The organism is Blautia sp. MSK18_10, assembly GCF_020553185.1.
GTDB classification, from domain to species: domain Bacteria; phylum Bacillota; class Clostridia; order Lachnospirales; family Lachnospiraceae; genus Blautia_A; species Blautia_A wexlerae.
This window is the reverse complement of the sequence record NZ_JAJCGT010000046.1, coordinates 1-21,964: the sequence shown is the minus strand read 5'-3', so window position 1 is coordinate 21,964 and position 21,964 is coordinate 1. Positions and strand designations below refer to the sequence as shown.

The window sequence follows — 21,964 nt, the reverse complement described above, 5'->3', positions numbered from 1 at the left end:
GCAAAAATTTTTGCCTGAAATCATCAATTTGCTATTGACTTTTTATTTGCAGGCTCGGTAATTGAATTGCCGAGGATTCCCGCTTATTATCCTAAAACGTGTAAAAAAACTCTAATACATATTCAAATCTTCAACTGAAAATTCAAGAAATACTTTCGTTCCTTTTCCTTCCATAGAAGTTATATAAAGACGATGTCCCAGTTTGCGCATAATCTTGTTGCTGAGATACAGTCCGATACCTGTTGCGCGGTTATCATCCCGTCCGTTTACTCCGGTGTAGCCTTTTTCGAAGATTCGCGGAATATCTTCTGCACGAATACCAATTCCGGTATCTTCAATGACCAGTGTAAGGTTTTCTACTTTATTGCAGTCATCATTTCCTATCGAAATGCTTACATCATCTGTATCCAGAGATAATTTTTTCTCCAGATAAATTCGGATTCCTCCGGTTCGGGTATATTTCAGGGCATTGGATAAAATTTGTCCGATCACAAATCCCAGCCATTTTTCATCCGTCAGAACATCCTGCGAAATACTTTCATAAGTAAGTGTGAGTTTCTTTGAGACAAAAATTCCTGCATATTTATGAATCTGATCACGTATGATCCGGTCAAGAGAACAACGGGAAAGTTTGAGATCCGAAGACATATCCTCTGTCCTTAGATAACCAAGAACCATCTCCACATACTGCTCAATTTTAAAAAGTTCCGAAAGTTTCTCTTTATTTTCCTCAGGACTCTCCTGAAGCAAAAGTCGCAGTGCAAAAATCGGCGTTTTGATCTGATGTGCCCACATCGTATAATAATCTGTCATGTCTTCAGATGCCTTCTGGCTGGCATTCTCCACATCGATACGCATCTGATTTAACTGCTGCATAATTTCCTGTTGGAATCTTTCATCCTGACCGACAGGAGAATCCATCTGTGAAAGATTGATATCCGGTGCAGCTGCAATCAATTCCAACTGTTCTACCTTTTTCCTGTATCTGTAAAATCCGTTCAGACACGCACAAATACCAGTTATTAACCAGAAAACAGTAGCATACACCATCGGTTCAATCGGCAGCTGATAAAGAAAGAAAATTATTTCTGCAAGCATTACAGGAAACAACTGCAGAATGATATAGAATTTAATTTTGCTTATATAATCCAGAAAAAGTTTCATAAAAAATCCTTTTATTTATACTGTCGTCTTATACCATATATCCAAGGCCTTTTTTGGTAATGATAAATTCTTTCAGTCCTTCTTTTTCCAGTTTCCTGCGCAGGCGGGTAATATTCACAGTCAGCGTATTATCATCAATAAAGCTGTCGCTCTCCCATAGTTTCGTCATAATCGCATCTCTGGAAACAACCTTTCCGGCATGCTCCATCAATATTTCCAGAATGCGAAGCTCATTTTTCGTAAGATCAATATCGTTTCCATTCCACGTCAGTGTGCAGCGGGAAGGACTCAGAACAATCCCTTTATATTCCAGAACATTTCCCGGAATTCCAAAGGAATATGTGCGGCGCAGAATCGCCTGAATTTTTGCAGTCAGTACATCCATATCAAACGGTTTTGCAATAAAATCATCTGCACCACGACTCATCGCCATAACCATATTCATGTTATCTGCCGCCGAAGAAATAAAGATAACCGGAACCTGAGAAATTCTGCGTATTTCTTCACACCAGTGAAATCCATTATAAAAAGGCAGCTTCAGATCCAGCAGGACAAGCTGGGGATCTCTGCGTACAAATTCCTGTATAATATTGGAAAAATCCTCCGCACAGGATACATCATATCCCCAGGACGAAAGATTCTTTTTCAGTACTTCTGAGATGATCTCATCATCCTCTACGATAAAAATACGATACATAGTTATCCCTTCCCTCTGTTCCACCCACTGCTTATTGCTCTCCGCAAATGCAGCAGGTAACTCGATTCATTTAAAAAGCACTCAGGAATCTCTATCTGATAAAATGTGTGAATGCATGTTCTTCCTTTTCCGGAAGTCCAAACTGCTTTTTACCAAGTTCGATACTCTTCATCAGAAAAGTCATATTTCTGGCGAGTACACGCATGGTCTGCTTTCCTTCTTCATCCCTGTCAGCTTCTCCCAGTTCGCGTCCATGTATGCAATTCCAGTACTGGCTGGCCGCAATCGGCATGTTTGATATGGTAAAATACTTGTTCAGCTCATCAAAAGTCGCTGAACAGCCTCCACGTCTTGCACAGACCACGCTTGCGCCCACTTTCATTGTTTTATCAAAAGATGTGCTGAAAAACAGTCTGTCAAGGGTGGCAATCAGTGTAGCATTCGCTGAAGCAAAATATACCGGACTGGCAACCACAATTCCATCTGCTTCTTCAAATTTCGGTGCCAATTCATTCACCACATCATCAAAAACACATTTGCCAAGTTCCACACAACGTCTACAGGCAATGCATCCTCTTACATCTTTATTGCCTACCTGTACAATTTCCGCTTCTACACCTTCTACTTCGAATACTTTTTTCATTTCTTCTAATGCAATAAATGTATTTCCTTTTGTTCTCGGGCTGCCGTTGAGCATTAATACTTTCATTATGTACCTTCCTCTTTTCGTTATTTTTTTGCTCATTCAAAAACTCCTTCTTATTCTGGATTTCATAAAAAATGTTTTTCTTATCTATTTCCATCTCAAGAATCAGGATTTATAACTGTTCTCTCACTAACATTAAAGCATATCCCAGAAGATTGTTGCCTCTCCATTTGCTTCGCTCAAACCTGTTTGGATCTCCCATGGATAAACCTATTCCCCAGATCTGATCTCTTACTGCGCATTCAGCTAACACAGCATCACCTGTATCAACAAGTTGTCGTTTTAAGTCTGTGTTTTGACTGAATTTCGCTTTTAATCCCTCATAAACAATAATCTGCCTTACACCATTCCAGACATTTTCATCATAGTTATGTACTTTACGACCTAATTTCTTAATCTCAGCAACATTATCTGTATGAAGTATGTCATTAGCTATTTCTTCATCATGAAAGTGACATGCCTTCTGATACATCATAAACTGCTCCATTGACGAAAAATCTATTCCGTTGACTGTGAAATGACTAAGATACCAGTTACTTAAATAGCCATTTTCTTCATCTGGGTTATGGAAACATATAACGTTCATTACATTTCACCTGCTTTCTTTTTATAAAATCATTTAATTTAGATAAACTACTGTTCTAATTTTCTCTATGAATTTGCACTACTCACTGGTTTTTCCAGTTGCACAGTGTGTGCCTTTAAAGACTTCATATTATGAGGTCTTTTTCTTTTTTCCAAAATAGAAATAGCTTTTCACATATCCTCCTTTTACCCTCCTGATAGAGCAACTGATCATGCAATGTTTATAGTAAAATGCTATCTCCTTCTTCTGATAATCTTTACAATTCCGAAGATCAGCAACAAAATCACCCCAACAGCCACAATACAGATTCCCACAATCGCTATTGCAAATTTATTCGGATGTTTTATCAGATTTATGATGTTTTTGCTGTTGTCGGCAACTTTTCTTTCGTGTGTTGTATCATAATATTCCGGCACATTTGCAATTCCGTCTTTGTCTGTGTCTTCAAAGGATTGCATATACTCTGCAATTGCAGCCCAGGCTTTCAGTTCTTTTTTTCCATCCATGACTGCATAATCTTCCAGATTCTCTATGGGATTGTCGTTTTTATCTTTGGGGACGATGGATATCAGACCATAGGATTTGTCCAGAACAGAGCCAAGCATACGGCCTGTGTACAGGTCGGTGACAACATGATACAATTTATCGTCCTGTATTTCTTCCCTTTCCCCGTCCTTGCCTGTCAGATAACAGTCTGTTACTTTATTTAAGATCATGCGGTGGGGATTATAGGTGAAATTCATTCCACTGCAATATAATCTGGCTATTGTCATAAAATCTGAAATTGAGGCATCTACCTCTGCCACTGTTTTCAGTTCTTTTCCCGTTAAATATGTACTGATCAGAGGATAACCTGCAAGTCCGTCCTTTCCTGTTCCCAGTGAGAAGGAATTATATACCTGCTCCACTGTTATATCGCCTTTTGTATAAGTATCTCTTACAGTTCCGGCAGGTACGATTGCAACATCTACTTTTTCTCCGTCAGAGTCTCCTGTATTCTCTACTGCATATACATAAGCATCTGATATGATATCTCCCAGATTTAACTCCTCATGCTTTGTTTCCATCTCACTGAGGCTGTTAAATTCAATGTCATTCTCTGCCAGAATTTCCTCTCTGGTGTAACCAAAATTGGAAAGATAATTGGTGTCAACAGTATCTGACAATTCATCTATTTTCTTCTGTGTGGCTTCATCTGCTTTGATTTCATCCGTAACCGGAACAAGCTCATAGGTATCCGTTTCCCACCGTCCATTCTCTTTCTGAGTCATGGAAAGTGTTCCCAGGTTTTTCCCATATTCTCCACAGGATACGATGCAGGTATCTCCCTGCAGGATTGGTTCTGCCAACTGTGTGTGGGTATGTCCGCTGACGATCAGATCAATGTCCGGAACATTCTTTGCAAGGATTTCGTCCTCTGATACTTTTTCGTCCTCCCATGTTCCGCTGTGTGATACACAGGCGATCATGTCTACATCTTCGTTCTTTTTTATTTCCTCTACTGTTTCTCTGGCTGCTTCTGACGGGTCTTTGAAAAGAAGCTCGCAGGTAGGAGCGCAATCCAGAGAATCCTTGCCGAAAACACCCAGTACTGCAATCTTTACATCACCTTTTTGAATTACCGTATAGTCTTTTACTCCATATGTCTGAAATGCTTCATAAATCTGTTTCTGTCCTTCACTGAGGCCGGCTTTTTTCATTGCATCCCAGTCCACATTACACACAACCATCCTGGGAAGGTTTTCGCCTGAACTGACTGCGGCGTTCAGCATATCTGCCAGACCATCGGAGCCGTAATCAAATTCATGATTTCCCAGAGTTGTCACATCACAGCCCAGATATCCAAGCATCCGCAGTTCGGCGGCCTCAGTGTCATATACAGTCTGTATCAGAGTTCCCATGGAGAAGTCTCCGCCATCCAATATGAGTGTATCTGTATTCTCTTTCTCGTGCTCATTGATCAATGTTTTCAGCCGGGCAAACCCGCCGGTCTCCTGCTGTGTCCCGTCTACAATCGTTTGAAAGCTGTTCAAATGGGAATGCAGATCATGGGTGAACAGGATATCCAGATGTTTTGGCTCCTCTGAGGCGTTTACCTGATATCCTGTCAGTCCTGAAACGCTCAGCATAAATATAAATGTGAATGCGAATGCTTTTTTTAATAATTTCATAAAATTCTCCTGTAATATCAAAAATGGTTCCACAGTATCATTTATCTTCCCGCAGGATAATGATACCATGAAACCATTTCACAAAAGGCTAATTTATCTTTCATCTCCCACAAAGAACAACGCCATTGTTCCCGGACCTGAGTGAGCGCCGATGGTGGCTCCTACCTGATTCATGATAATCGTGTTGATCTGGTATTTTTCTTTTACTTTCTCTGCCACATAATTTGCATCTTCTTCGCAGTCGCCATGACTGATAAAGATGGTATGGCAGGTGTCATGATAGCTGCCGATTTTCTCATCCATAAGCTTTACCAGCTCCTGAAGGGATTTTTTACGGCCGCGGACTTTTCCGATGGCAGTGAGTTTTCCGTCGTTGTCTACATGAAGGACCGGTTTAATATTCAGCATGCTTCCTACTACTGCAGTAGTTCTGGAAATGCGGCCTCCGCGGTATAGGTGATTTAAATCGTTGACTGTAAAAAGGTGTACCATATGAAGCCTGTTCTCTTCTGCCCATTTCGCAACTGTCTCCAGATCTTCTCCCTGCTCTTTCTTCTCCTGTGCAAGGTAAACCAGAAGCCCCTGACCAAGGGAAGCGCCAAGAGAATCTACCACGATGATCTTGCGGTCCGGATATTCCTCCATCAGTTCCTCTGCTGCGATACGGCTGCTATTGTATGTACCGCTTAAAGCAGAGGAAAATGCAATATGAAGAATATCTTTTCCTTCTTTCAGGTAAGGCTCCAGCAGTGCTTTTGCATTTTCAGGATTTACCTGTGCTGTGGTTGGCATGGAACCGTTTCTCATTGCCTCATAAAATTCATGCTCCGGAAGGAAATTTCCATGCGTATAATTTTTTCCATCCATGGAATAACTGAGATACATGCAGCCTACTCCATGGTCTTTGAGATATTTCTCCGGAAGATCTGAATTGTTGTCGGTGGTGATCACATATTCGCTCATGTTGTCGCCCTCTTTTTTCTGATATTTTTCACTTTCTGCCCATTAACTGTTTAACCGAATCAAGTAAGTCCCCTGCTTCAATTGCGAATATCCGCTTGACTATTTTTTCAGTTACGAAGCAAAATCCGCTGCCTGCTCAGTAATGGGCTTTTCATCTATAATAAAAATGCTTCTATTATAAATACAGATATATACAGTATAACATCAAACTATCAGCCAAACAACTACTTTTCCTTCTCAACTGCCTTAATCGCTTCCTGCAGCTGATTATCCTCATCATGGGTGATCTCGTCTTTATTCTTATTCAGCAGGCTGGTATCCAGAGAAACCTCTATATCAGGTTTGATTCCTGTTTTGTTGATGTTGTTTCCTTTTGGAGTGTAGTAGTTGGCAACAGTCAGTTTAATGGCACTTCCGTCTGAGAGCTGGCGGATGGACTGTACCACGCCTTTTCCGTAAGTGGTTGTTCCGATGATTGTTCCGATACCATAATCCTGCACTGCGCCGGCAAAAATCTCTGATGCACTGGCGCTGCTTTCATTTACCAGGACTGCAAGCGGAATCCGGAGTTCGTGTTTGCCATCACATTTTTCCTCTTCTCTGTTTCCGTCCTTATCTTCGGTGTAAACGATCAGTCCTTCCGGAAGGATTTTACGCAGGACATCACAGACAGAATCAAGAAGTCCACCCGGATTATCGCGGAGATCCACGATCATTTTCTCCATTCCCTGTTTTTGCAGGTCATCAAAAGCTTCCTGATACTGTTCGCCGGTAACGCCTGTAAACTGTGTAATGCGGATGTAGCCGATTTTAAAATCCAGCATTTCATGGAAAACAGACGGTAATTCCACATCTGTGACAGGGACTGTGATTTCCATGGCATCTTCTGCACCTTCTCTGTGAACAGTAAGCACCACACTGTCTTTATCTGAATTGCGGACAATGTCTGCAACATCAGATACTTCATCCTCTGTGATATCTTCCCCGTCAATGGCACTGATGATGTCCCCTTCCTCCAGTCCTGCTTTTTCTCCGGGACCACCCTCATAGCATTCAACAATCTTTACTCCGCCTTCTTTGTTCTTCTCCATAAGAATGCCGATCCCCACATAGCTTCCCTCATTGGAAGAATTCTCAGAATCGTATTCCTCTGCTGTATAATATCTGGAATAAGGATCATCCAGTCCATAGAGAAGACCTGCATAAAGCCCTTCCTGAAGCTTCTCTTCATCCTTATCTCCCAGATAGTATCTGTCGATCAGCTCTTCAAGATATGCCAGCTTTGATGTACACTTGCGATCACCAAGAGCTGTTCCTGCAAAAACACCTGTACCGATGCACGTCACAACCAGTGCTCCTGCTACTGCACCTTTCCAAAATTCTTTATTTTTCATGTCTACACTCCTGTAAAAAAAGCCGCCGGTTTATGATATGATATCATTGTTCCGGCAGCTTCATGCTTATCTGCTTTTTATTATACTCTTAAATGCTTTCTTGTTGTAAAGAAACTTCCGATCAGTCCGATTCCGATTCCAAGTGCCAGACTTATTGGAAGTAATGTCTGGTAAATCTGCCATACCGGGATGAAATCCACCACACCTGTAAGCACATTAAATCTGGTCAGAATATATGATATTGCCCCATTATAACAGAAATAAAGCACGATCAGCGGAACTGCTGCTCCGACCACCCCCAGAACCATGCCTTCCAGCAGGAATGGTGCTCTGACAAATGCGTCTGTAGCTCCTATGTATTTCATAATTCCGATCTCTTCTTTACGGACTGCAATTCCCACAGATACCGTATTGCTGATCAGGAATATGGAGATAATAAGCAGTAATACAATAATGGCAATGGAAATATAGGAAACCAACTTGTTGATATTTCCCAGTGTTTTTGCTGCTTCCTCAGACTGGTTGACTTTTCTTACATGTTTCAGTTCCTGTATATAGGAAACAAGTTCTGACTGCTTCGTGATATCATTCATATACACACGATAATTGGCTGAGTTTGCAAGAGGATTATCGTCCTTAAATCCGTCTGCTGCCTCTGAACCCTGGAAATACTGCTCTTTGTATTCCTCCCAGGCTTCATCAGCTGACTGATACTCTATTTTCTCTACTTCCGGACGTGCCTTGATCTTCTTTCCGATTGCTTTAATCTGTTTGTTTGTAGTTCCCTCTTCAAAGAATACTGTGATCGGCACTTCCTGCTCTACCTTATGTGCAATATTATTCACATTATTGACAATGGAAAAAAAGATTCCAAACAGAAAAATACAGGCAGCCATAGTGATAATGGAAGCCAGGGAAAACATCCAGTTTCTTTTGATATTTTTGACACCCTGTTTCAGAGTGTACCAGATTGTACTAGGCCTCATGATATTCTCCCTCTTTCTCGTCACTTATAATAGAGCCCTCATGCATGGTCACAACACGTTTGCGCATGGAATTTACAATATCCTTGTTATGTGTAACAACCACTACTGTGGTTCCTCTGTCGTTGATCTGTTCCAGAAGCTTCATGATTTCTTCGGAAGTCTTCGGATCCAGGTTTCCTGTAGGCTCGTCTGCCAGAAGGATATCCGGACGGTTGACCAGCGCCCTTGCCAATGCAACTCTCTGCTGTTCTCCACCGGAAAGTTCATCCGGGAAGGATTTGTATTTGACCGCAAGTCCAACTTCCTGAAGTACCTCCGGGACACGTTTACGGATTACTCTTGTGGGACGGTTGACTACTCTCTGGGCAAACGCTACATTCTCATATACATTTCTGTCTTTCAGAAGACGGAAGTCCTGAAATACTACGCCCAGCTTACGGCGGTATTTGGCTACTCTTCTGTGTTTCATTCCTTCCAGACGTTCCCCGCTTACGATGATCTGGCCGGATGTGGAATCCAGCTCTTTCATAAGAAGTTTGATCAGGGTTGTTTTTCCTGAACCACTGTTTCCTACTACAAAGACGAATTCACCTTTATCTATATGTAAGTTCGCATGGTTCACTGCCGGAAGGCCGGGACCATAGGACTTGCTTACATCTATAAGATCTATCATAGATTTTTCCTCCAATGGGTTAATGAATTTGTAACATTATTGTAATGTATGTTTTTGGGGATTGCAAGAGATTTTTGAGGATTCATAGAATGTTCACAGTAACGCAGCCAACATTCATTCCAAATTGCCTGCAGCAATGGAATTTTGGCTTGCATGTCTCAGGATATTGCATACCTTATCAATTGCAATCTCGATTTCTAACTATACACTGCAAGGCTGGATTTGTAAAGGTCAAAAATGCCTGCGTCAGCAATTAAAGCTGTGGCAGGCATTGAAAATTTTCCTTCTATTATAATATATCAGTATTCCAGTGTTTCCATATATTTCATATAACGTACTACCATGAGTGCAATCTTGAATGTAATGGCATCTTCAAAAACACGGAGATCAAGACCTGTACTCTTCTGGAGTTTATCGAGGCGATAGACCAGAGTGTTTCTATGGATGTAAAGCTGTCTGGATGTCTCTGAAACATTGAGGCTGTTCTCGAAGAACTTATCAATTGTAACCAGAGTCTCTTCGTCAAAGTCATCCGGGGATTTGCCGCCGAAGATTTCTTTGATAAACATCTTACAGAGTGGGATCGGGAGCTGGTAGATCAGTCGTCCGATTCCCAGAGAGCTGTATGCGATCACTTCTTTATCTCCGAAGAAAATCTTACCTACATCAAGAGCCATGCGGGCTTCTTTATAGGAGCGTGATACTTCTTTCAGTTCATTGACGATAGTACCGTATGCCATATGTGTCTTACCGTCATTTCCCATTCCAAGAGTATCAAGGATAGTATGTGCAAGCTGATCCATCTCAGGATAATTCTCACCATCTTCAAGTTCCTTGACTACGATAATACTCTTCTCATCTACTGCTGTGATAAAGTCTTTACTTTTACCGCCGAAAAGACTCTTCACGCTTTCCATGGAGCTGTGGTCTTTCTCCTGTGGCATTTCAAGGATCATGACCACGCGGCGGACATCTGCCTCAATGTGCAGTTTCTTCGCACGATTATAAATGTCAACAAGAAGCAGGTTGTCAAGAAGCAGGTTCTTGATAAAGCTGTCTTTGTCAAAGCGTTCTTTATACGCTACGATCAGATTCTGGATCTGAAAAGCAGCGAGCTTGCCAACCATATAAGTATCTTCATCGTCGCCATGGGCGACCAGTATATATTCCAGCTGATAGTCATCACAGACTTTAAAATACTGGAACCCCTTTACAAGCTGGCTGTCGGCCTGTGATTCTACGAAAGCCTGTACATCCTGTGTTGCAATGGAAAAATCTGCAAAAGTACTTGCAAGCACTTTGCCTTCTGTGTCGAGTACACAAAATTCTGTTCTGGAAATTTCTTTTAACCCTTCAAGAGTATTCTGAAGCACTTGATTCGATATCATCTGATTTCAATCCCTTCTCATCCTATAGTGTTTATTTTCCGTTTTAACTATAAAACCTTATACCTGTATTGTATTTTAATATATATTTACCAAAAATGAAAGAGGAAAGAGAAAAAAATTTACAATTTTTTATATATTTTTTTGTATTACTTTTTTTCAATAAAACCTTCTCCATGAACTTCCCTGGCATCTGTCACTATCACAAAAGCTTCCGGATCAATTTCATCTACTTTTTCTTTAAGCATTACGATCTCTTTTTTATTTACCACGCAGAAAAGCATCAGTTTATCCTGTCCTGAGTACATTCCTCTGGCACTGATGCCTGTTACACCTCTGTCCAGATCTTTCATGATCATATCTGCTATTTCCTTTGGCTTTGCTGTAATGATATAGGCAGCTTTTGAGAATTTCAGACCTTCAATCAAACCGTCAGATACTTTTGTCACCAGATATACCGCAATAATCGCATAGAGTGCCTTGTGGATGCCAAACACATACATACCCACCAGTACAACGCCTGCATCTATAACCTGCATGATCTGTGCGATTGAATAGTGCTGCAGATATTTCTGGATGATAGCTGCCATCATATCGGTTCCTCCGGTTGTTCCGCCGCCCAGAAAGACAAGACCGATTCCCACACCCTGGATCACACCACCGTAAAGTGCGGCAAGAAGAAGATCATTGCCAGCAAGATTCCATACAGGTTCTATGGCAAGCCAGGTGGACAGAGCAATTTCTCCTATCAAAGCTTTTTTTACAAAGGAGAATCCATTAATCTTCCATCCGATCAGAAACAGTGGAATGTTCAAACCCATATTTGTTACCCAGAGAGGGATACCACCGTCAATGATTCCCTGACTCCCTGCTTTTATAATGATCGCGATACCTGAAAAGCCTCCGGTTACCATACCTGATGCATCAAATACGGAATTGATCGCCAGTGCCATTAATCCGGTTCCTGCTATGATCATCAGATATTCCAGAAGCTGTGATCTTTTTCCATTTACTAACTTCATTCATTTGCCTCCTTGTATTCTGTAAAAATAATATTTGTTTTATGCTTTCATGAATATCAGCCAGAGATACCGCTTTATCACTGTGCCGTAATTATTCTTCCATAAACTACAAGAACGGCAGCAATCCATGAAGGACTGCTCCCGCTCTTATTCTTACCTTATTTTTCAGGCTTATTGATAAAATTTACAAAATGATAACTCTCCATTATCTGGAAGTATTTAACGATCCTTGGATATAAAGGCTCTGCCTTCTCCCCAAATTCGTCTTTTACCAGTGCAGCAATATCTTCCACTGTCTTCCTGCCATCTATGAGTGGCCAGATAAATGTGCCATTGTCATCCAGATGTATCTTCGTATATCTGGGTTTTCCAAACAGCTTCTGGGCAATCGTGTTAAACGCGCCCTTATTCTCTATTTCCAACACCATTCTCCCCCTGATATCCGTATGCCAGCGAAGCTGTGCACTGCGCTCAGGAATGAGATCCAGATAATTGATCTGTATTTCTTTTTTCTTTTTACTCATTTAAATATTATCATCTCCGCCTGATCAGGCTTTCTTCTTGTTCCAGATACTGAATTTCAGAAGGCTTAAGATCATAAGTAACATCAGGATCACGCCGCCTGCATTACCAAGGTTAATGCTTCCGGAGAGATCAAATACACTGCTTACGTTTACTACTGCAAGGATTGCAAGAAGGATACCTACAAGACCTTCACCTGCGATCATACCTGCACAGTAAAGTGTACCGTCTGTTGCCTGTTCTTCTTTTTTCTTATCATCAACATTCTTTCTTCCGTCAACGAACATACGAACAACACCACCGATCATGATAGCAGCGTTGAGGTAGATTGGAAGATAAAGACCGATAGCAAATGGCATAACCGGAATTCTTAAGATTTCCAGACCAATTGCAAGGAATACACCGATAAATACCAGTGTCCATGGAAGCTTGCCGCCCATGATACCTTCTACGATCATCTTCATCAGAGTTGCCTGAGGAGCAGGTACTTCTGCACTTCCGTATCCCCATGCAGTGTTCAGAAGATAAAGAACTCCACCGATAGCAAGACCGGCAGCAACAACACCGATAAGCTCACCGATCTGCTGCTTCTTAGGAGTTGCACCAAGAAGATAACCTGTCTTTAAGTCCTGTGAAGTATCACCTGCGATTGCTGCTACGATACAGATTACGGAACCAATAGCAATTGCTGCTTTCATTCCGTCGATACCGGTATTGCCGGATGCTTTGATAACCATTGTTGCGATCAGAAGAGTAGCGATAGCCATACCTGATACAGGGTTGTTGGAGCTTCCTACAAGACCAACCATACGGGAAGATACAGTTGCAAAGAAGAAGCCGAAGATTACGATGATCAGCGCACCGATCGGGTTAACCGGGATAGCCGGAACAAGCCAAATGATCGCAACCATTGCCACAATACCGATCAGGATAACGTTCATTGGAAGATCCTGTGCAGTTCTTTCTGTACTTGTATTCTTACCGCCCTTCATGCTCTTCATGGAATCACGGAAGGTTGCAATGATCAGAGGCAAGGATTTGATCAGAGAAATAATACCACCTGTTGCGATAGCTCCTGCTCCGATATATTTTACATAAGTACTCCAGATTTTAGATGCTCCGCCTGCTGCATAAAGAGCAGAAATTGTTTCTGTTCCGGGATACATAACTGTATCAGCTCCGAACAGACAGATTACCGGAATCAGCACCATCCAGCCAATAAGAGAACCAACAAACATAAAGGATGCGATTCTTGGTCCTACGATATATCCAACACCGAGAAGTGCAGGATAGCATTCCATACCAATTTCACCTTTGAATCCTTTAAATGCTACTGCAACGTCTGCAGGGATTACCTTTAAACCGTCAACGACAAATTTAAAGATCGCTGCGATTCCCATACCTGAGAATACTGTCGCAGCGTTTGCACCACCCTCTTCACCTGCAAGAAGAACATCTGCGCAGGCAGTTCCTTCAGGATAAAGAAGTGTTGCATGCTCTTTTACGATCAGTGCGTTACGAAGTGGTACCATAAAAAGTACACCAAGAACACCACCGCAAAGTGCGATTAATGTGATTTCCACGATACCCGGCATTTCACAAAGTCCTTCTTCTGCCCAAAGGAACAGAGCAGGCATTGTGAAAATTGCACCGGCTGCCAGTGATTCACCGGCTGAACCGATTGTCTGGACCATGTTGCTCTCCAGAATGGAGTTCTTTTTCATGATCTTGCGAATTACGCCCATGGAAATAACTGCTGCCGGAATGGAAGCAGATACAGTCATACCAACACGCAGACCAAGATAAGCATTGGCTGCACCGAAGATGACTGCAAGGATAACACCCATGATGATGGATGTCACCGTAAATTCTGGTGTGATCTTGTCAGCCGGAATATACGGTTTGAACTCTTTGTTTTCGTTCATGATTTCCTCTCCCTTTTGTATTGATTTATAAACATAGAACATTATAGCGAAATTTATACAAAAAGGCAAGGTGAAAAAACTGGTTTTTTATGCACTTTACCATATTAATGTGCTAACTTGATAATCTCTTAACATATCAGCACGCTCAAACAGCATATTTTTACCCTGTTTTATCAGTCTATTCATCTGAATCCAACTGTTTAATCAGGTATCTCCCGACAATTCTGGAAAAATTCGAAATATCCCGGATATATGCGAAATCTTTTCCAAATATCTTTTTTTCTGTGGATAGGTCCTTTTCTTCCCCTGCAAACACTCCCAGAACACTTACTCCAAGGTTTCGCAGATGCCGTACTTCTGTTGCAGTGTCATTGACTGCATATTTTCCCATATAAGGTTCCGGGTTCTTTGCGTGAGGTCTGTTTACGATGACATCATATGGTTTTCCATCACTTAATACAATGAGGATTTTTTTCTCCTCAGATCTCTGAAGCAGACCGTATCCTACGGTTTTGATAGCAAGTCCATCCCTGTTATTGGAAGAAGTTACATAATTAAAAATATTTTCATTAGCTGACTGTGGATCATCGTACTCACGGAATCTGTGAAGGATCGTATAGTCCCAGAATGTGCAGAAGCTCATGACACGGTGAGGCAGGTTTACATTACTTAATGCTTCACTGATGATATAAGCCTGTAATGCCACATCTCCCTGCCTGGACATCTGGGAACCGCTGGCATCGATCAGCACATCTACTACGAAATCAGATGCATCAGATTTCAATTCTCTTTTAAACAGATTTGCTTCACTGCTTCTGCCCACACGCCAGAGTCTGGACGGAATGATCGTTCCTCTGTCTGACAGTACTTCCTGCGTCTCGCTTTTCAGCACCAGTGTCTTTCGCAAAAGGTCTGTAAGGGATGCGATGTTCTGCTTTACAATCCTGTGTTTGTCATGGTAGAGCCAGATATTCTTATTCTTTAATCGCACTGCATATTCGTACTGATAATTTCGTTTCACCGGATTCTTGAGAATTCCTTCTGTAAAATAAAGGCTGCAGTCCCTGTGAAGTTCCCTGCACATCAGATAATTCATTCGCTTCTCTTCTGCTGGAGTGAGATAAGTTTTTCCGAAATTCAACTCAACATAGGTGTATGCTTTCTCAAGTTCTTCCTCTGTGAGAATTGTAATTTTGTGTTTGGTCTGGCGCTGTTTTTCCATTTCTTCAGTGACAGCAGTGTCTTCCATGTCCGTAATCTTATTTGTCATTTGTTCAATGTAACTCTCCAGAGCTTCCTCATAAAGTTCTTCTGTGAGGAAATCTTCCCAGTCATATTCTGTCAGTTCTTCCAGGGTGACTGCCATAACCTGTTCCAGTGTTCCATGATCTTTCTCAAAATTCGGATCAATGATAGTATTGTAAAGACTGTCAATAATACGGATCAGTTCTATAGTGTCTGCAGCTGTTCTGGCTTTGTAAACCATGTCGCGGATTTTTCGAAGACGCTCTTCTACATAATGGTTTCCATTCTGTAAACGGTCACGCAGGATGGCAATCTTCAATCGGCCAAGAATATCTCCGTATGCGGGCATCCGTTCAAACTCCTGATCCAGGATATCCTCGAATGCTTCCTTCTGCATCTCCCGGACTCCCGGACGTTCCTGACAGATTTTGTCCCCGATTGCTTCTTCTACACATAGCTGTGCTACTGCAGTCAGTTCTCCTTCTCCTGCCTGGCAGAAGACTTTTTTTACCAGATATAAACCCAGCAGATTCCTGTCATAATATTTTGCCAGAGCGCCCTGCTTGATGCCGTCATACAGAGCAATTGCTTTTGAGCGCAGATACAGGGAAACGTCTACTTTCATATTTAACGTGTAATCCCCGCTGATAGTCCAGAGGAGATTGCGGATCCTGTTTTCCAGTTCCAGACGGTAATCGTCGATTTCTACGATTTTCTCATCTTTCATATACATCATCCCTTGCCCAGTCTGCCGGAATTCTGGTTTTCACAATATCCTCTACGATTTCTTTCTCGAAAATGTCAAAGGTCTTGTTCACCACTCCCATAGTAACTGCTTTTCTCGGAGAAAGTCCGGTTTCTACAATCTTCATGGCTGCAAGGAGACCTCGCAGATCCAGAGGTTTGGTGGAAATTTCACTGTTTGTGGCTTTGAGCTGAAGATCCAGGAATACTCCGATGAACTGTGTTCTGGCGTTTTCTTTTATATTTGGAAACATCCGTTGGAAAATAAATTTCAGGGATTCTTCAGTCTGAGCCGGCATGTCTATGACCAGGAATCTGGATACCAGCGCTTCATTGAGTTCTTTGGTTCCTGCATAACCGTAATTCATGGTTCCGATAAAACGGGCAGCCGGATGAAGATCAATTTTGTCATAGCCCGGGACATCGATGGAACGGCGATAATCCAAAGTTGCATGAAGAACGGAAACTGCATCGTTCTTTGCCATATTAATCTCGTCGAGGATTCCGAAACCACCGTATTCTGCACACTGATAGATAGTTCCTTTGCGAAGCTTAACTTCGTTGTCCACGAAAGTGTCTGTGCCGATCAGATCTCCGCTGTTAGTATTTACATGAAAAGAAACATTGTACGCGGGACGGTTGAAAATATATGCCAGGTTCTCTGCAAGGATATTTTTTCCTGTTGCCTTCGGACCGGTGAGTAATAGATTCTCCCCTTTGAGCAGTCCGGCAATGGCCATTTCCAGAATGTCTTTTCCGTAAAATGGAATGGATGGTTTCACAATCCTGTCTACGGTCTCCGGTGCCACCTCATACCGGCTGCGGAATTCTTCTACTCTCTTTATCAGTTCAGGGGCTACCTGCTGCTCCTCCAGAAATTTCAGTTCTTCCATTTAGTTCTCCTTTATATAACTATTATAGTCCAGTTTGTGTTATAGAAAAAGGCCGCTTATCTTTTACAGATTCACGACCCTTTCATTATAGCATTCTTCTTTATATTTTTACAACATTATACTTCAAATACAAGATCTCCATAAGAAGGCATCGGCCACATTTCCTTATCTACGATCATTTCCAGTTCATCCACCGGCTCACGTAAAGCTTCCATTGCAGGAACCACCTTTTCTCTGCAGAATACAGCTCTGTCCTGTCCCTCTGCATATTCCGGGATCTTCTCAACCAGTTTGCTCAGCTTACTCATGGCACTGTTTGCAGCCTTTAAGAGTTTTGATGCTTTCTTGAGCAGATCAAGCTGTACACTTACATCGATCAGTCCTTCGCCCGCTGTTTTCACTGTATTGATAGATTCGCCAAGAACAGTGGTATATCTGATAACTGCCGGAATGATCTGCTTGGTTGCCATGTCGATCATGGTCTTTGCTTCAATATTGATTGCTTTAGAATAAATCTCATATTTAATCTCTGCACGTGATTCAAGCTCGGCTCTTGAGAATACATCAAAAGATTCAAAGAGTTTCACTGCCTTCTCTGTAGTAAGTGCAGGGATTGCATCCACCATGCTTGGAAGGATCGGAAGTCCGCGGCGTTTAGCTTCTTTCTCCCATTCCGGCGCATAGCCGTTTCCGTTAAATACAATCTTCTGATGATCTGTGGCATATTCTTTGATCAGGTCATGTACCGCCAGTTCGAAATCAGGAGCTTTTTCCAGGCGGTCACATACTTCCTTAAATACTTCTGCCGTAATCGTATTCAGGACTACGTTACATGCGGAAATAGAATCTCTTGATCCCACCATACGGAATTCAAATTTATTTCCTGTGAAAGCAAAAGGTGAAGTACGGTTACGGTCTGTGGCATCCTTCATGAAATCAGGCAGAGTCTTAACACCTGTTTCCAGCTTACTTCCCTTTTTACTGTGAGTTGCTGTTCCTGTGCTGACCAGCTGTTCCAGAACATCCTCCAGCTGCTCTCCAAGAAATACGGAAATCACTGCCGGCGGTGCCTCATGGCCGCCAAGTCTCTGGTCATTTCCCACATCTGCCGCAGATTCACGCAGAAGATCTGCATGTTCATCTACTGCTTTCAGGATACAGGTGAGGACCAGAAGGAACTGAATATTTTCATGAGGTGTTTTGCCCGGATCCAGAAGATTGATTCCGTCATCTGTGGTAAGAGACCAGTTGTTATGCTTACCGGAACCGTTCACACCTGCAAATGGTTTCTCATGAAGGACACAGCGCATTCCATGGCGGCTGGCAACCTTTTTAAGAATACGCATCATCATCTGGTTCTGGTCTGCTGCGATATTGACCGGTGCATAGATCGGTGCAAGCTCATGCTGTGCAGGAGCAACCTCATTATGCTGTGTCTTTGCAGGAATTCCAAGCTTCCAGCATTCTTCATTTACCTCTTTCATGTATGCGGAAATTCTCTGACGGATACTTCCGAAGTAATGGTCATCCATTTCCTGTCCCTTCGGAGGCATAGCTCCAAAAAGAGTTCTGCCTGTATAGATCAGGTCTTTTCTCTGAAGCCATTTCTCTTTATCGATCAGGAAATATTCCTGCTCTGCTCCTACTGACGGAGTTACTTTCTTAGAAGTTGTATTTCCGAAAAGTCTCAGCAGACGGAGTGCCTGGGTGTTGATTGCTTCCATAGAACGAAGAAGTGGTGTCTTCTGGTCAAGTGCTTCTCCTGTATAGGAACAGAATGCAGTAGGAATACAGAGTGTTCCGCCTGCTGCATCATGACGCACAAAAGCCGGTGATGTACAGTCCCATGCTGTATATCCTCTCGCCTCAAAAGTTGCTCTTAATCCACCGGACGGGAAAGAAGATGCATCCGGTTCACCTTTGATCAGTTCTTTTCCGGAGAAAGACATCAGGACCTTGCCGTTATCCATCGGAGCTGTGATAAAAGCATCGTGTTTCTCTGCTGTCACACCTGTAAGGGGCTGGAACCAGTGGCTGTAATGTGTGGCACCTTTCTCGATGGCCCATTCTTTCATCTCGTGCGCTACTACATCCGCAATCTCCATAGACAGTTCTTTGCCCTCTTCTATGGTTTTTTTCAATTCTTTGTAGATCTTCTTCGGAAGTCGTGCCTGCATGACGGAATCATTAAACACGTCACATCCAAAAGTCTCTACTACATTGATATACTCACCCATTTTATTTCTCCTTTTTATTTATTAACGGGGAAATTCCAATTGATCTGGTTTCCTCATTTTTTGTACTTTTCAGATACAGATTCAGTGCTTCGTGGCAGTTTTCAATCTCTATCTGTGTATGACTGCCGCCGTATTCACCGTCCAGAGTCCATGGTACCGGTTCTTCTGAGGTAATGGTCACCCTGGCTGATTTAAAAGAATGAATCAGATCTGTATTGTCCTCTGCTGTCAGCATTGCAGTCATGATCTCCTGCAATTCCAGCGGATTCTTCGGTCTTGTGATCATGGTAACTTCAAAAAGTCCGTCATTCATATCCACGTTCTTGCCTGTAAGGTTCTTGAACCCTCCCACTGAACGGGAATTGGTGATCATTCCAAAGATGAAGTCATCCTCCACAGTTAATTCTTCGGATTCAATTCTCATATGGTATGATTTGATATCAAAAAGGCGTTTCACTCCCTCAAGAAGATAGGCTACATGGCCAAGGATATTCTTGAGATCCTGATCTGTCTGATAGGCTACATCTGTGAAAAGACCGAAAGCTGCTATATATGTAAAGCTCTGGTTATTGAATCTGCCGATGTCACAGTGATAAAGTTTCTCTTCCATGATCATGGAAGCGGCATCTGTCATGCTTTTCGGCATAAAGAGACTGTTTGCAAAGTCGTTGGTGCTTCCTGCCGGAATGTATCCGATGGGAATGGAACTCTTCTTTTCCATTACTCCGGTAACCACCTCATCAAGAGTCCCGTCTCCGCCGCTACATACGATAAGGTCCACTTTGGATTCGTATTCTTTGGCTTTCTCATAGGCATCTTTTGGTTTCTGTGTGGAATAGATAATGACTTCATAACCACCTTTGTTGAAAATATCTACTATATCAAGCAGGTTTGTTTTGATCTTGCCTTTGCCTGCCTTGGGATTGAAAACAAAGAGCATTTTTTTGTTCATTTCGAGCAACTCTCCTTTTTTCAGGGTTTAAATGCGTAGTTTTCAGAGTACGCAGATTTCTATTTATATAATATAAGAAAAAAGGGTGGAAAAGTCAATGGGGTTTGGCGGGCAAAAAAATTGGGGACGACAGGAAATATTTTTGGTTTCAGGTGCGGTTTCGCGGGCTAATAACTCTAGGTGTGTGGAAATCTGCTAAAAACATTCAAAAATTACTCAAACTCGCTTCGCTCAGACAGTGAGCAATTTTTGAATAACGCAGATTCCCACGCACCAAGAGTTACTACGCCCACTGCAAATGCACCTGAAACCAAAAATATTTCCTGCCTGTTGGCTGGCTGCGGGACTGCCGGGCTGTTACTGCTCACTTCGTTCACAGTAATGCGCCTTGCAACGACAGGCTATGCAGATGAGATTTTCTCACAGAAAATTTTGCAGGATGATAACGCATAAAACGGGACTGGTGAATAATTGCAATTTTTCCTAATTTCTTATGGTAAGTTGTATTTTAGCGTGATAAAATGGGGATTGTATTTATTTGTATTTATTATAGAAGGGACTTATTACAATTACAAAGAGAATTTTTAAAATGAATTTGTATAGAAAGGATTTCTTATTCATATGATTAAATTGATTGCTTCAGATATAGATGGAACTTTGGTAAAGGATGGGACTCTGGCTATTGACGGGGAGTATATGGAGGTTATCGGAAGGCTGATTGATAAGGGGATTGTGTTTGTGGCATGCTCCGGACGACAGTACAGAAGTGAAAGAAAACTGTTTGCCCCTGTCGCAGACAGACTGCTTTATATCTCTGACGGAGGAACTGTTGTACGGACTCCGAAGGAGATTCTGAAAGTGGATACTCTGCCGGACAAAATCTGGAAAGGAATGTGTTCTATGGTAAGAGAGAATATGCCTTCCTGTGATTATTTTATTTCCACACCTGAACGCTGTTTCGCAGAAGACGGAGGCAGCCAGATGTTTCACTGGCTGAGAGATTCTTACGGATATGATATCCATGAAGTTCCGGAAATGTTAAAACTCGAGGGGCAGCAGGTAAACAAATTTGCTGTCTACCACCCCAACGCCTGTGAGGAAATGTGCGCCCCTTTATTCACTCCCACCTGGAAAGACAAAACAGTTATGGCTGCCGCCGGCAAGGAATGGATGGACTGTACTGCCCCAGGTTCCGGCAAAGGTCCTTCCGTTGCTTTCCTTCAGGAATATCTGGGAATTTCACCTGACGAAACCTGCACTTTCGGAGATAACCTCAACGATATTGAAATGCTTCAGAATGCCGGTCTCAGCTACGCAGTCTCCAACTCCCGCCCCGAAGTCCGGGCTGCCGCCAAAAATACCTGCCCGCCCTACTGGGAAAACGGAGTTCTGCAGATTCTGAGATCTTTCTTATAAAAGATACGAATTACTCCGCAGCTCTTCAGCTATGATGAACTGGATTGCTTGCAGTATTTTATGGAATTGCTATAATAACTTCTCCGCAATTTATTCAGGAAGATTTTCAGTTCATACCAATACACAGCGCAAAAACATATTTCATTTCGTGTGCATTTGCAGGAGTCTTAGAACTTCTTAGCTGATAAAAATATGCGTTATAAGAAAAATGACCCACTGTCTGAGCCGTGATATGCTACCCTCATATAGGACAATGAAATATAAAAGTCCTATATGGGGGTAT

General features: G+C 42.2%; 19 protein-coding genes. 2 read left to right on the top strand and 17 right to left on the bottom strand.

From position 1 onward, the window contains the following. Positions 1 to 111: 111 nt before the first annotated feature. The 17 genes from LI074_RS14670 to LI074_RS14590 all read right to left on the bottom strand — a co-directional run bounded on the left by LI074_RS14670 (position 112) and on the right by LI074_RS14590 (position 20,265). Positions 112 to 1,164: a sensor histidine kinase gene (locus tag LI074_RS14670; protein ID WP_173698331.1), complete on the bottom strand. Its 1,053-nt coding sequence runs from the start codon at positions 1,162 to 1,164 to the stop codon at positions 112 to 114. A gap of 28 nt (positions 1,165 to 1,192) precedes the next feature. After that, positions 1,193 to 1,861 carry a response regulator transcription factor gene (locus LI074_RS14665; protein WP_173698330.1) on the bottom strand — a complete coding sequence of 223 codons (669 nt, stop codon included), beginning with the start codon at positions 1,859 to 1,861 and terminating at the stop codon, positions 1,193 to 1,195. Positions 1,862 to 1,952: 91 nt separating this feature from the next. Continuing rightward, on the bottom strand, positions 1,953 to 2,570 hold the full coding sequence (locus LI074_RS14660; protein ID WP_118508268.1) for a flavodoxin family protein: 618 nt from the start codon (positions 2,568 to 2,570) through the stop codon (positions 1,953 to 1,955). Between the two features lie 109 nt (positions 2,571 to 2,679). After that, the gene (locus tag LI074_RS14655; protein WP_118520881.1) at positions 2,680 to 3,153 is read right to left on the bottom strand and encodes an NADAR family protein; all 474 of its coding nucleotides are present in this window, start codon (positions 3,151 to 3,153) and stop codon (positions 2,680 to 2,682) included. Positions 3,154 to 3,386: 233 nt separating this feature from the next. After that, complete coding sequence (locus tag LI074_RS14650; protein ID WP_330597737.1) at positions 3,387 to 5,324, bottom strand: bifunctional metallophosphatase/5'-nucleotidase; 1,938 nt, start codon at positions 5,322 to 5,324, stop codon at positions 3,387 to 3,389. A 93-nt stretch (positions 5,325 to 5,417) separates the two neighbouring features. Next, the gene (locus tag LI074_RS14645) at positions 5,418 to 6,287 is read right to left on the bottom strand and encodes a DegV family protein (RefSeq protein ID WP_055150368.1); all 870 of its coding nucleotides are present in this window, start codon (positions 6,285 to 6,287) and stop codon (positions 5,418 to 5,420) included. A 224-nt stretch (positions 6,288 to 6,511) separates the two neighbouring features. Then, on the bottom strand, positions 6,512 to 7,681 hold the full coding sequence (locus LI074_RS14640) for a S41 family peptidase (RefSeq protein WP_173698329.1): 1,170 nt from the start codon (positions 7,679 to 7,681) through the stop codon (positions 6,512 to 6,514). Positions 7,682 to 7,761: 80 nt separating this feature from the next. Continuing rightward, positions 7,762 to 8,667, bottom strand: coding sequence for a permease-like cell division protein FtsX (gene ftsX, locus LI074_RS14635; RefSeq protein WP_173684351.1), 906 nt, complete (start codon positions 8,665 to 8,667; stop codon positions 7,762 to 7,764). Continuing rightward, positions 8,657 to 9,340: a cell division ATP-binding protein FtsE gene (ftsE, locus tag LI074_RS14630; protein WP_008707358.1), complete on the bottom strand. Its 684-nt coding sequence runs from the start codon at positions 9,338 to 9,340 to the stop codon at positions 8,657 to 8,659. The genes ftsX and ftsE overlap by 11 nt, the downstream gene beginning before the upstream one ends. A gap of 299 nt (positions 9,341 to 9,639) precedes the next feature. Beyond that, positions 9,640 to 10,728: a PucR family transcriptional regulator gene (locus LI074_RS14625; RefSeq protein WP_008707357.1), complete on the bottom strand. Its 1,089-nt coding sequence runs from the start codon at positions 10,726 to 10,728 to the stop codon at positions 9,640 to 9,642. Between the two features lie 146 nt (positions 10,729 to 10,874). Further along, positions 10,875 to 11,747 carry a YitT family protein gene (locus LI074_RS14620; protein ID WP_008707356.1) on the bottom strand — a complete coding sequence of 291 codons (873 nt, stop codon included), beginning with the start codon at positions 11,745 to 11,747 and terminating at the stop codon, positions 10,875 to 10,877. Positions 11,748 to 11,905: 158 nt separating this feature from the next. Then, a complete protein-coding gene (locus LI074_RS14615) occupies positions 11,906 to 12,271 on the bottom strand; it encodes a PqqD family protein (RefSeq protein WP_022380147.1) in 366 nt (121 codons plus the stop codon). Positions 12,272 to 12,295: 24 nt separating this feature from the next. After that, on the bottom strand, positions 12,296 to 14,194 hold the full coding sequence (locus LI074_RS14610) for an OPT family oligopeptide transporter (RefSeq protein ID WP_008707353.1): 1,899 nt from the start codon (positions 14,192 to 14,194) through the stop codon (positions 12,296 to 12,298). A 178-nt stretch (positions 14,195 to 14,372) separates the two neighbouring features. After that, the gene (locus LI074_RS14605; RefSeq protein WP_173698328.1) at positions 14,373 to 16,166 is read right to left on the bottom strand and encodes a cobaltochelatase CobT-related protein; all 1,794 of its coding nucleotides are present in this window, start codon (positions 16,164 to 16,166) and stop codon (positions 14,373 to 14,375) included. Continuing rightward, positions 16,156 to 17,076: an AAA family ATPase gene (locus tag LI074_RS14600; protein ID WP_173698327.1), complete on the bottom strand. Its 921-nt coding sequence runs from the start codon at positions 17,074 to 17,076 to the stop codon at positions 16,156 to 16,158. Before LI074_RS14600 ends, LI074_RS14605 begins: the two co-directional genes overlap by 11 nt. A gap of 116 nt (positions 17,077 to 17,192) precedes the next feature. Beyond that, the gene (locus LI074_RS14595) at positions 17,193 to 19,313 is read right to left on the bottom strand and encodes a glutamine synthetase III family protein (RefSeq protein WP_118338585.1); all 2,121 of its coding nucleotides are present in this window, start codon (positions 19,311 to 19,313) and stop codon (positions 17,193 to 17,195) included. Position 19,314: 1 nt separating this feature from the next. Then, positions 19,315 to 20,265, bottom strand: a complete 951-nt coding sequence (locus LI074_RS14590; protein ID WP_008707346.1) for a diacylglycerol/lipid kinase family protein — start codon at positions 20,263 to 20,265, stop codon at positions 19,315 to 19,317. 249 nt (positions 20,266 to 20,514) lie between these two features. Here LI074_RS14590 and LI074_RS14585 point away from each other — a divergent pair, with 249 nt between their 5' ends. Together LI074_RS14585 and LI074_RS14580 are read left to right on the top strand one after the other, a co-directional pair. After that, positions 20,515 to 20,718 (top strand): hypothetical protein, encoded by a 204-nt coding sequence (locus LI074_RS14585; RefSeq protein WP_128867778.1) that lies wholly within the window; start codon positions 20,515 to 20,517, stop codon positions 20,716 to 20,718. Between the two features lie 168 nt (positions 20,719 to 20,886). Next, the gene (locus LI074_RS14580) at positions 20,887 to 21,681 is read left to right on the top strand and encodes a Cof-type HAD-IIB family hydrolase (protein ID WP_062807913.1); all 795 of its coding nucleotides are present in this window, start codon (positions 20,887 to 20,889) and stop codon (positions 21,679 to 21,681) included. Positions 21,682 to 21,964: the final 283 nt, after the last annotated feature.